This window comes from Desulfosporosinus metallidurans (genome assembly GCF_001936615.1).
Taxonomy (GTDB): Bacteria; Bacillota; Desulfitobacteriia; order Desulfitobacteriales; family Desulfitobacteriaceae; genus Desulfosporosinus; species Desulfosporosinus metallidurans.
Map to the genome: position 1 here is coordinate 1 of NZ_MLBF01000085.1, position 10,991 is coordinate 10,991.

At 40.4% G+C, this 10,991-nt stretch carries 10 protein-coding genes; all 10 read right to left on the reverse strand.

Annotation, left to right across the window (positions count from 1 at the left end):
• Nucleotides 1–1,530 (reverse strand): AAA family ATPase (locus DSOL_RS24400; protein WP_170871610.1); only part of this gene is annotated, 1,530 nt, incomplete at its 3' end.
• Nucleotides 1,517–1,702 carry a hypothetical protein gene (locus DSOL_RS24405; RefSeq protein WP_075367332.1) on the reverse strand — a complete coding sequence of 62 codons (186 nt, stop codon included), beginning with the start codon at nucleotides 1,700–1,702 and terminating at the stop codon, nucleotides 1,517–1,519. The genes DSOL_RS24400 and DSOL_RS24405, both read right to left, overlap by 14 nt.
• A 45-nt stretch (nucleotides 1,703–1,747) precedes the next feature.
• Nucleotides 1,748–3,460: an AlwI family type II restriction endonuclease gene (locus DSOL_RS24410; RefSeq protein ID WP_075367333.1), complete on the reverse strand. Its 1,713-nt coding sequence runs from the start codon at nucleotides 3,458–3,460 to the stop codon at nucleotides 1,748–1,750.
• A gap of 12 nt (nucleotides 3,461–3,472) precedes the next feature.
• The gene (locus DSOL_RS24415) at nucleotides 3,473–5,383 is read right to left on the reverse strand and encodes a Dam family site-specific DNA-(adenine-N6)-methyltransferase (protein ID WP_083643016.1); all 1,911 of its coding nucleotides are present in this window, start codon (nucleotides 5,381–5,383) and stop codon (nucleotides 3,473–3,475) included.
• A 37-nt stretch (nucleotides 5,384–5,420) separates the two neighbouring features.
• The gene (locus DSOL_RS24420; RefSeq protein WP_075367334.1) at nucleotides 5,421–5,639 is read right to left on the reverse strand and encodes a helix-turn-helix domain-containing protein; all 219 of its coding nucleotides are present in this window, start codon (nucleotides 5,637–5,639) and stop codon (nucleotides 5,421–5,423) included.
• Between the two features lie 433 nt (nucleotides 5,640–6,072).
• Nucleotides 6,073–7,773 carry a recombinase family protein gene (locus tag DSOL_RS24425; protein ID WP_075367335.1) on the reverse strand — a complete coding sequence of 567 codons (1,701 nt, stop codon included), beginning with the start codon at nucleotides 7,771–7,773 and terminating at the stop codon, nucleotides 6,073–6,075.
• The gene (locus DSOL_RS24430; protein WP_075367336.1) at nucleotides 7,721–8,701 is read right to left on the reverse strand and encodes a recombinase family protein; all 981 of its coding nucleotides are present in this window, start codon (nucleotides 8,699–8,701) and stop codon (nucleotides 7,721–7,723) included. Before DSOL_RS24430 ends, DSOL_RS24425 begins: the two co-directional genes overlap by 53 nt.
• Nucleotides 8,702–10,300 carry a recombinase family protein gene (locus DSOL_RS24435; RefSeq protein ID WP_075367337.1) on the reverse strand — a complete coding sequence of 533 codons (1,599 nt, stop codon included), beginning with the start codon at nucleotides 10,298–10,300 and terminating at the stop codon, nucleotides 8,702–8,704.
• 84 nt (nucleotides 10,301–10,384) lie between these two features.
• Nucleotides 10,385–10,546, reverse strand: coding sequence for an SHOCT domain-containing protein (locus tag DSOL_RS28245; protein WP_170871611.1), 162 nt, complete (start codon nucleotides 10,544–10,546; stop codon nucleotides 10,385–10,387).
• A 13-nt stretch (nucleotides 10,547–10,559) separates the two neighbouring features.
• Entirely contained in the window at nucleotides 10,560–10,958 is a 399-nt protein-coding gene (locus tag DSOL_RS24440; protein WP_345788428.1) for a recombinase family protein, read from the reverse strand.
• Nucleotides 10,959–10,991 lie beyond the last annotated feature (33 nt).

The following is a 10,991-nucleotide window of genomic DNA, read 5'->3' on the forward strand; positions in this document are numbered from 1 at the left end:
CTGCTCTTCGTCTTCAACATGCATTGCTTTATAAAACTCTGTGAATCGCTCGCTGATTGAATTAAATAGTCCGTTTAAAATTGTTGCCTGTGATCTGTCATATATTTCTAATAAAAATGTAGCTTTTTCTGCTGCCAACTTAATAGTTGGGAGCTTGTCTTTAAGCATTTCAATTTTAATAAACAGTTCTTTGGCTGTGTTGAGTGCTTGCCACGCATCACTTTTAGCTTTGCTACTTTCATCAATCATTGGACGCAAAACAGAGAGTTGCTTTTCAATGAGAGCCAAAACAGTATCCGGACTTCGGTTATCTATGAAAGCAGTCACAATCTTTTGAATGTCTGCAAAGCACTTATACGCATTGTTATCTGGAAAAAATACATCTGTAATTGCTTGAATTTCAGCACTTAATTCTTCAATGCAACCAATATCCCATTTCAATAACTGCTGCGGGAGTGTTCCGATTTTTAATTTATATGTATTAAAATTGTTTATAAGAGTAGTAACCGCGTTTTTATATTCATCCAGCAAAGTGGAAAGAGTTTCACTCTTTTCTTTACGCTCTTGCAATATTTGAAGTAGTTCGGCTTCAGATGGCCACTCATGCAGGCAAAGAGGGCAACGGCCTGAGCCATCCATCAGCGCAAGCCCAGATTTTATAAGTGCTATGGAATTTATGTTGGCAATAGACGAATTTTCATTTTCAATTTGCTTAACTATATTTTGTACTTCCTGTAGTTTTTCCCGTAGTGTGGGTCGTAATGTTGGAATGTATGTGGCAAGGTTGTCCAAAGCGCGCATGCAGTTAGCTATTTCAACATTTTTCTTGCTATCACTATATGAAAGGTCATTAGTAAATGAACATTCTTCAAGTGATGTAAGTGCGTTACCCCCTAAAATGGCTCGCAGAGAATTGATATTCCCAAGCAACTGTTCATCAGTGGTAGCACCAACCTTTGCCCGAAGATCAATGGAATAGCGCTTTAATGAGTCGGTTGCCTCTTTAAAGTTCTTGGCAGCGGTCTTTCTAAGCTTTGTAAACGCGTCACGCACGGTTTTTGTATCGGCAATATCCAACAATGTTTGAATCTGCGCAGATCTGGTAGCAGGTGTCGTCAAAATGTAACGAAGTAATTCCCGCCTTGTAAGACAATGAGCGCCGCTTTTAGCGTAGGCAACCATTTCGCCGAATTCAGAAGAATAAGCTGGATTGAGTGTTACCTGCTCTTTTTGAGCCACTGTACGCTCAGCTGTAAAAACTTTCCCGTTAATACTTTGAATGACAGCAGTAACCTTCGCTTCTTCAGGTTGACTGCCAATGTGCGGGCCGTGTTTTGCTGTTGAAACATCACCGGTTCCTTCACCAGTTAATCTAAATACCTCACCGCGTAAAAGGAAGTCCACTGCATCAACAACAGCACTTTTACCTACACCGTTTGGCCCAAAAACAACAGCATTTTTTCCATCAAAATTTAGCTCGAGATCTACAATTCCACGGAATTTCTGTATATGGAGGTTAAGTATCTTCATCTGCAGCACCCCCAATAGTCTTCAATAAATTTTCAGCCATCTTATCCGCTTTTTGAGTTGATGAGATAATTTCATCAATCTCTTTGATTTCTTCTCCCGTGAATTCTGAAGAAGTTGAAACCGCATCAATGAAGGCTGTCTTGATTTTTTCTTGAATTGTTTGTTCCTCCATAAACATTCTCCTTTGCATTCCAAAGCGTAAAAAACATGAATTTCATTATTGTACGACCATCGCAGAAACAGTTCGTTCAACAGTCTGACTGATCATAGTTTTCCACTCAGGAGCTTCACAGCCTGCTCGGTATTGCTCACAATCATTCATTAAATTTATTACTGCTTCTGGCGTGACATTGTTTGTAGTAAACAACGCCTTAAAAAACGTATTGAATTGAGTAATAGTTATGGGGATAATATGTAGGTGTATTTTCTCATCACTTCGTGAATACCAAACGCCAATTCTAAATGTTTCTGCGGTATTAGAGTCTATATTGTTGGCGATAAACAAGCCATACACGGGCTTCCCATTAGCTTCGGCATACTGGTTCATAAGATCAGCCACATGACGACGGACAGGTTCCCCTTCGGCAGCCTCCTGTCTAGAGTTTTCGGTCAAAGTAACTTCGATAACAATAACGAAATCACGAAACTCCATAATTAAATCTGGGCCGTTGCCAGGGGCGGTGCCCACCGGTAAAAAGTCCTGATCAATCCTAAAACGCCTGGCTTCATATGGCTTGTTTTCCAAGCTGTCAATAGCCAAGAATGCACGCCACAACGTCCACTCCAGATATGCAGGAGCTTCACTTCGAGGAATAACGATCTCTGTATCCTCATCTATGCGGCGACGGTCTCTGCGCGAAGCAATGAGATCGATGTATGTAGCAATTTCTTCCCATTGACCCGCTTGCTCACTGGCGTAAATTTCTTCCTTTTGCTTAAAAATAATATCTTCAATTTCGTGTCGGATAATGGCAATGTCAGCCGGCGTATCTACTGGCCGATCACCAAGAACAAACGAAATACCCATCTGTGATAACTGTGCAAGCAGATCGTGTAGCACGTCCAATGCTGCATCCTGCGTGTCTGTAGGAAGCACCGCGCCATTGCACAACGTAGTATACCTTTCAAGTTCAGTTGCCGGAGCAGATGTATCTCTTGCCATTAGCTCTGCAAACAGACGCTTTTCTGGTACTAGAGCGATACCGCGTCCTCTATTTTGGACAAGACCGGTAGCTTTCAAGTATCTGAAATTGGCGTCGGCATAATCGCGGAAGGTTGATGCCTTTAGGCCGAATGCAATACCCGCCTCTTCATATTTGGCTGAATCAAAACGGCGTTTCGATTCAGCGGCGTTTCGTTCATTTCTCAACGCGATAATGCGTTCAGCTACGGTCACAATGTTATCTGCGCTGCTTGTAGTCTGAACATGAAGAGCCATCTCAATAAAGCTAACAGTAGCCACACCAGTTTGCCGTTCCACTTCGAGAAGCACTGCCAAGGTGTGCCGGAGCGGTGAAAACCATGTAGATTGCCCATCTGCATTTTGAATTTCGATATATTGAGCAGCCAGAGCACGCAAAAAACACTCTTGCATGGCAGGCACGGTTTCCGAGCGTATTAGTCGCCATCCATTGGGAGTGATGGTGTCCATAGCACCAACGTCTTCTTGACGAATTGTAGCAGAATGCGGAATCTCCGGGTACAGAAATCCCAACTTGCCAAGAGCAGATCGCCATTTCCGTCCTACGCTGTTTGTTTCATCTGTTCCAAGCGAAACAATGCCGTGCTGCCCTAGCAATTCACGAAAAGCGCGGTCACCATCTTGACCACGCATGTTGCCTTGAAGGTAAGACGTAGAAAGCGCAACTAAACCGTCACGTAGGCGGAATGCACTTCTGACGGATGTGTTACCTATATACCAAAGTGTCATAGTTGCACCTCCTTAATACCCTATAAAAAAGTATTCTTGGACTTGGTTTTTGTTGTTTCCTACTCTGTTACCCTGATTACCGAAAGAGTATCGGTAATCCACGGGAATAACTTCAACGTGTTCCTTGTGTTTTGAGAGAATGGAAACCATCTCATCAAGTGTTGGCAAACTGTTTGATGAATAGGAAACGATGATTATACTACTCGCATACTTTTTGAACAGTAGATCAAAAGCATCAGCAGCGCCTTTCCGCGTGGAGAAGGGCGTAGGATACGACTTAAACTTTTTTGTTTGCGTATGCTGCTGTATCTCAACGCCTTCCCAATTTCGAGCGAGGCCCTCAACAAAATGGTAGCGACGTACATACTCATTATCGGAATATGGAGAATAATATGGTGGGTCAATGTATACCATGTCCGGCGTTTCAATTCGCAATTGCATGGCATCACTGTTTTTTGCTTTATTAACTTTCCCATTATTAAAAACAGAACTATTTACAGCAGTTACCGCATCCATGAACTGCTCTTCAAACGATTTTTTCAGGTCTTTTCTTCCATCATTATAGCGGTCACCAGTATAGGTGAAAATACCTCTAGGACGCTTCTTAATGCAAGCGCGGATCAATGCAGACATGGCAATTGCGCGCTTATAGGGGTCTCGAATAGCTGCGATATTTGCACGCAAGGTGTCAATCAATACATTATCATGATCAGAAAAATAAAGCCCAGCAAAAGTAGTAGAAACGAAATGATCGGACTCTTGTGAATCTATTAGCAACTTTTTTGCTTCACTTCGTGGAAGGATAACCGAGTTATTTTCAATCATGGCTTTGGCGAAGGTTGTCGACATAGCCATGTAATCATTGCTGATAACTGTCTTTCCTTGAGCTTTGAACATGTATCCCACAATACCAGATCCCGCAAAGAGATCAACAACGCTATCAAATGTGAATTGGGAAGCAATGTCCCATATTTGCAAAAGCAACTTACTCTTAGAGCCCATAAAGCGCGTCGGTGGATATTTATCAACCTGTGCATGTAAAGGTGCAGGCACAATTGACAAAGTAATACCTTTTTTCGGAGGGATTGCAATAATAACATCCTCACCTTTGCGACTGTTGCCATTGCATGAAATGTAGCGTTTGGTTTGCACAACATCAATATTAAAGGTACCATAAAGCTCATGCACTAATGGGTGGTTGGAATTTGTAAGAATTACGTGGCATCCCAATTCGTGAAGTCTCTGTACCTCATGAGCAAGTTCCACGTGATCCTCCTCATAGAATTGCTCCTTTGTGTATCGCTTGAAATCCGAGTACTCTGATACGGGAAGATACGGTGGATCAAGAAACACGAGGTCACCCGGCTGCGCATAGTCTTTTAAAACCTGAAGATAATCTGCACAGACAATTGTAGCTTTTTGCAAAACAACAGATGCTGCATACAAAGTTTCAATATCACAAATCTTTGGGTTCTTATATCGTCCAAAAGGTGCATTAAACTGCCCCTTTTTATTTACTCGGTATAAACCGTTAAAGCATGTTTTATTAATATATATTGTCCTAGCTGCGGCTTCTGATGGTGATAGTTGATGCCAGTCCAGTGATCTGACCGCGTAAAACATTTCTTCTGTATTACTATAAGTGTGAAGGTATGTAATAACATCATCCACATGCTCTGCCACTTGCCTGTACATGTTAATCAACTCAGGGTTACTATCTGAAATAATACCGTTGGAAGGATTAAGCGCAAAGAATAGCGCTCCTCCGCCAAAGAACGGCTCTATATATCGACCATACGAAGTCGGTATTTTAGGTAAAATATCATTGAGCATTTGGGTCTTGCCACCCGCCCACTTAAGTAAAGGACGCGCTGGAATGCTTGATTGGTGCTGTTCAACTTTGCTGCGTATTGAATTACCCACTATGTACAGCCCCCTTTCTAGTTCAGTTATTAGTTATTTATTCAGCAATATTAGAATCATTGAGGATCTCCATAATATCACCGATGTCACAGTTCAAAGCAGAACAAATCCGTACAAGAACATCAGTCGTCACATTTTCGCTCTTCCCGAGTTTGGCCATTGATGCATGACTTATGCGAGCTTTAGCACAGAGGTCTTTCTTTTTCATCTCTCGATCAATCAGGAGCTTCCAAAGTTTTTTGTAGCTCACGGACAAAACAATCACCTCACTTAGGCTTTTCTTAGGCTTTTCTTTTCATAATTATATCGTAAAAATTCTGCGTTTGCAATATTTAATTCAGTGAAATCAGAATTTATGTAAGAGTCATCATAGTATAGAGAAAAAGGCCGCAAGGGAAAATACATACAGGCTTGATCATATCAGTATCAGATTATTAATTCTTGCTACAAAATCTTAGTTTATATCTGTAAACTTATTAGCTATAGCTAAAAGATAACACTGCTCTTAATGAATTCACCCGATAGTAATGGATATAATAGTGTCAAGATTATAAAATAAAAATATCTCTGCGACTTTTCTATTCTCCTCTTTTTGAACTATCCGGTTTTTCCGGATAGTTGCATCTTCCGCTAATTCGCATTCAGCATTAGCTTACTTGCTAATAAAATTTTTAGTGCCTGCTTACGGATCATAAGCAGGCACTGATTTTAGCGTTGCTTTTATTTCTTTTCCATTGTCCGCATCCTTTATATTTTTCTCGCACTTCCATTGTCTGTTCCATCTCTATGCCGGATTTGAAGGTGATGATCATCTTATCTTCGGATATAATTTTGATGCTCTGTATCAACCGTCTGACAAGCTCATTATCAAATTCTGCCATGGTGCACTTTTTGTCCCCGAGAAATTTCTGCATCTCACTTACTCTGCGACTGTATGTATCATAGAGGGCTTTCTGCTCGGTATACTCATTTTTGGCCTTTAGTATTTGTTTTCGCTCCTCAGCGATTTTTTCGTACTCTTGATCAAAGTTCATATCATCCTTACCGCTCTTTGCATTCTTTTCTACCAGGGTAAACATCGCCGTTTTCAGTTGTTCTAATCGTTCATCCATGGCTTTGACATCTATGACCTTTGAGTACTTGCCCATTACCATTATAATATTGGATGTAAGAGTGGAGATGAATTCATCTTTATCATCAATAAGCAGATTAATGGCATTTCTGATGGCATCATGGACGATGTATTCATCTATGGTAGGAGATTCATGGCAGTATTTATTTCCGTATTCCTGCCTGTTAAAGCATCGCCATACAATCCTTTTTTCTTTGGTTTTTGTCCATGTAGCACGCCGGTATGGTTTGCCGCACTCGCCGCATATCATTAAGTCTGAGAGTGCATATTTTGAACTGTATTTACCGTTATCAGTAGTCGCTCTTTTATCGATGGACTTTCTAATGTTATTACGGCGGGCTTTTTCCTCCTGCACAAGATTCCATAGCTCTTTTGATATGATGGCCTCATGGCTTCCCTCTACATAATATTGGGGCACGATGCCGTTATTTTTGACCCTTGTTTTATTGATAAAATCTGTGGTGTAACTCTTTTGCAGTAGTGCGTCGCCCATATACTTTTCATTTGACAACATATGGCTTATGGTAGTTGAATACCATTTATTTTTACCTGTGGGTGATTTAATACCTTTTTCCTCTAACTGTTTTTTTATATTTTCGCAGCTATTCCCCTCTAAATATAGCCTAAATATAAGTTTTACTACCTCCGCTTCTTCAGGGACAATGACAAGTTCTCCTTCCTGATTTTTGGTATAGCCTAAAAACCGATTGTGGTTAAGATACACCTGACCATTTTCGAATCTTCGTGCGATGCCCCATCTGGTATTGGTGCTTAGGCTGCGGCTTTCTTCCTGTGCGAGGCTTCCGAGTATGGTGATTAAAAGCTCCCCGGCACCATCAAGAGTATTAATGTTCTCTTTCTCGAAGAAAACCGCAATGTTTTTCTCTTTAAGCTGTCTTATATATGTAATGCAGTCTACAGTATTTCGTGCAAACCGGCTTACTGACTTAGTCAGTACCATATCAATTTTACTAGCCAAACAGTCCTCTATCATCCGATTGAAATCCACACGCTTTTTGGTGTTGGTTCCGCTGATACCTTCATCTGCATATATCCCTGCAAATATCCATTTGGGATTGTTCTGAATTTCTCTTGTATAATGCTCTACCTGTGTCTGATAGCTTGACTGCTGTTCTTCAAGCTCCGTACTGACACGGCAGTATGCCGCTACTCTAAGCTTCTTTTCTTCTACCTTTACATCTTGGTTATATGCCGGATTGGGCGGGATTATTGACACTGTTTTCTTTATCCTTGGCATACGGGTTCCTCCTTCCTGTACGTAATGGATAGCCTGCATCAATTTGTATTCCGTTTATCAGTTCAAATCGTAGCTGTCCGGATACATAGACCGTGATGCTTTTAATGGTCTTTACAAATAATTCCTCGCCGAATTCTGTGACAGGCTTGGAGTTTTGCAGTACAGATAGCAGCTTTTTTGTTTGATATTCAAAATCATTCAACTTTGCACTTTGATATATTTTGGAAGACCTTTCAAAAATAAGCTGTACCATTTTTTCGTAATTGATTTTTGAGCTGCTAAAACCATCAACAATTTGCTGAGACACTTTATCGACTTTTTCGTTTTGAGTTAATTCCGCTAATTTGGATGAGGGCTTTACTAGATTGGGATTTTTAATCACTTTGTTTATAATCCCTATAAAGGTAGCTTCAAGCTGCTTATCATCAATCACTCCGCTTCGGCAGGAAACCCTGTTGTCTACAATGTAATTTTTGCACTTCCAGTTTGCCTTTTTATTGGCATTATGGTGTTCTGTGTAGCGTTTGAATATTGCACCGCATTCACCGCATACGACTTTTCCGCTGAAGGGGTATTTACTTGTAAGGGCGTTGGCGAAGTAGTTCGTATTTCTATTTAACAGAAGGCATTGTTCTTCTCTGCGTTTTTCAGCTTTCTCAAATAATTCTCCTGTAATAATAGCAGGGTAGAATTCATCCCCAATATATTTAACGTTGTTCAGTATTTTACCGATAGAACCATGATTCCAGAGGGGCTTTCCATTGGCATTCAAGGCTCCCATATCAGTGAACTCTTTTGCTATCTGCAGCATGGAGATACCGGAGGCATAGTAGTCAAAGGCTTTTCTAACAAGTTCAGCCTTGTCATCCTTGATGGTAATAACGCCATCGATCATTTTATACCCGATGGGCATATGCCTTTGCGCCATCTATTTCACATCCTCTCCAATAAACTCTGTAAGCTCAAGTCCATTGATTAAGCGGAAGGTAAGCTCGACTTTTGATTTCACAACAATCTTTTCTACTGTTAGTGAAAAAATCTCTTCATTAAATTCTTCCATGATGCCATCTTGTTTCTTGAGCATATTTATCAGCTCATCGGTTTTACTGATTTCATTATCGAAATCTGAGCAATTCAGGAGCTTGTTACGTTGTTCTTTTATCTCTGAAAGTTCCTGCACAATGAGGTTGTTTTTTTCTATAAAAAGAACAGAGTCAAGATATCCTTTCGACCTCAGTCTACTCAGTACATGACTCTGTTCCATAAGTTCTGCTATTTTATGATTAAGCTGTTTAATCTGTGATCCGTATTCATTTTTATAATGGAGTTTTTTCAAGTCCTCAAGTAAAGGAATGAGTATTGGTTCGTAGTTGGTTTTCAATTTATTATACAGCTGAACGAATGCTTTTTTGATATACGCCTCTTTGATTGCTGTCATACTGCACTCTGCTATATTTCTTATATGCTTTTTGCAGCACCACTGCTCGGTTTGGTAAGGCTTTCCTTTGAATATTATTTGTCTTTTAAAAGTGGTTCCGCATTCCCCGCACACAATCTTGCTTGAGAATGGGTAACGGTTATTATACTTTTGAGTATCACAGAGCATTTTCTTCTCTCGTTTTCGCCGGTTTATGATTTCTTTCACTCGCTCGGCCTGTTCTCTTGTAATAATAGGCTCATGGTTATCCTGTATAAAATACTGCTGTTTCTGCCCGTTGTTCTTTTTCCTCATAAAAGGAATGGTATCCGTTGTATAAGTTTTCTGCATAATCATGTCGCCGACATACTTTTCATTTATCAGTATTTCATTGACGACATTTTCTGTCCATGACTTACCGCCTCTCCTTGTAGCAACCCCATCTTGTGTCAATTCTCTTGCTATGATGTAGGAACCTTTCCCATTTAAGTATTCACTGAATATCCCGCGTATAATGACCGCTTCCACTTCATCAATAATGATTTCACCATCTTCATCTTTCGTATATCCATAAGGAAGGTAGGGGGGGTTCCATTCACCGCTTTGAAACCTTTTTTGTATTGCCCATCTGTTATTTTTTGATATGGATACTGATTCTTCCTGCGCTGTTGAACCAAGTATTGTTATTATCAGCTCACTGTCAACTAGCAAGGTATTGATATTCTCTTTTTCAAAATATATGGCAATGTTAAGTTCTTTCAGCTTCCTAACTGCTTCTATACAGTCCTTTGTATTCCTTGCAAACCTTGATATCGATTTGGTAATAACCATATCCACTTTTTTAGCTTCGCAGTCTTTCATGAGCCTTAGAAACTCATTTCGTTTGTGTTTGCTGGTACCGCTGATCCCCTCGTCGGCATAAATGCCGCTGAATTTCCATTCGGCGTTTTCTTCAATTAAGTTAGTATAATATTCAACCTGTGCTGAAAAGGACTGCTGTTGCTCATCATGATTGGAGCTGACACGGCAGTATGCACATACACGCATTTGGGGAACCGGCTTATTTTCTATAATTTGGCGAGTTGGGTTTATAACTGTTACATTTGGCATACGCTTACTCCTTTCTTTTTATCAGAACTTTATGTCCTGTTAGCAACACACAGTACCACAGAAAAATCAGTATATCAAGTGTTTTTACATATATACCTCAACTAATTGTGGAGTGTATAAACACTGATTTATTTTGTCTACTTCCTTATATTCATCAAAGGTTATAATTCCTTTTTGCAGTAGAGATTTAAGCAGTGAAAGTGCTATTTTGTACTTTATTTCATTGCTCATTTGGGTCTGTGACATGGTTTTTCCCTCCCTATAAATTCAGTGTGTTGGTAAGCTGCGAATAGATTTCATCATGGATGTAAGCCCTAATCTCACCTTCCAAGGGAGAGTAGAGCTTCACACCTTGACCACGCAGCTGGCGGATAAAATCCATTGTTTTTACGGTATCTCTGCCGAGACGAGAAATATTGACAACCAGCAGAACATCCATTTTGTCTGCGACAGCCGCCTCAGCCACTTCTGAAAGACCATCCCTATCAAAGCACAGACCGCTGCCGGTGTCCTGTGAGACTCCGGCAATTTCAAAACCCATCTGTTCGGCATAATCCGTAAGCTCCTTTTTCTGCTCCTTAAGGCGGCCATGCTCATCCTCCGGAGCATCAATTCGGCAGTAAAGCCACGCGCGTTTTTTCTGATCCATAATTCTCATACCTCCTGTTCAATTAATTTGTTGTTTAATATG

Bases quoted from the DNA above. Each gene is read 5' to 3' on its own strand.
- DSOL_RS24405 (WP_075367332.1), bottom strand. From the start codon at position 1,702: ATGGAGGAACAAACAATTCAAGAAAAAATCAAGACAGCCTTCATTGAT.
- DSOL_RS24410 (WP_075367333.1), bottom strand. From the start codon at position 3,460: ATGACACTTTGGTATATAGGTAACACATCCGTCAGAAGTGCATTCCGC.
- DSOL_RS24425 (WP_075367335.1), bottom strand. From the start codon at position 7,773: ATGCCAAGGATAAAGAAAACAGTGTCAATAATCCCGCCCAATCCGGCA.
- DSOL_RS24430 (WP_075367336.1), bottom strand. From the start codon at position 8,701: ATGGCGCAAAGGCATATGCCCATCGGGTATAAAATGATCGATGGCGTT.
- DSOL_RS24435 (WP_075367337.1), bottom strand. From the start codon at position 10,300: ATGCCAAATGTAACAGTTATAAACCCAACTCGCCAAATTATAGAAAAT.
- DSOL_RS28245 (WP_170871611.1), bottom strand. From the start codon at position 10,546: ATGTCACAGACCCAAATGAGCAATGAAATAAAGTACAAAATAGCACTT.
- DSOL_RS24440 (WP_345788428.1), bottom strand. From the start codon at position 10,958: ATGAGAATTATGGATCAGAAAAAACGCGCGTGGCTTTACTGCCGAATT.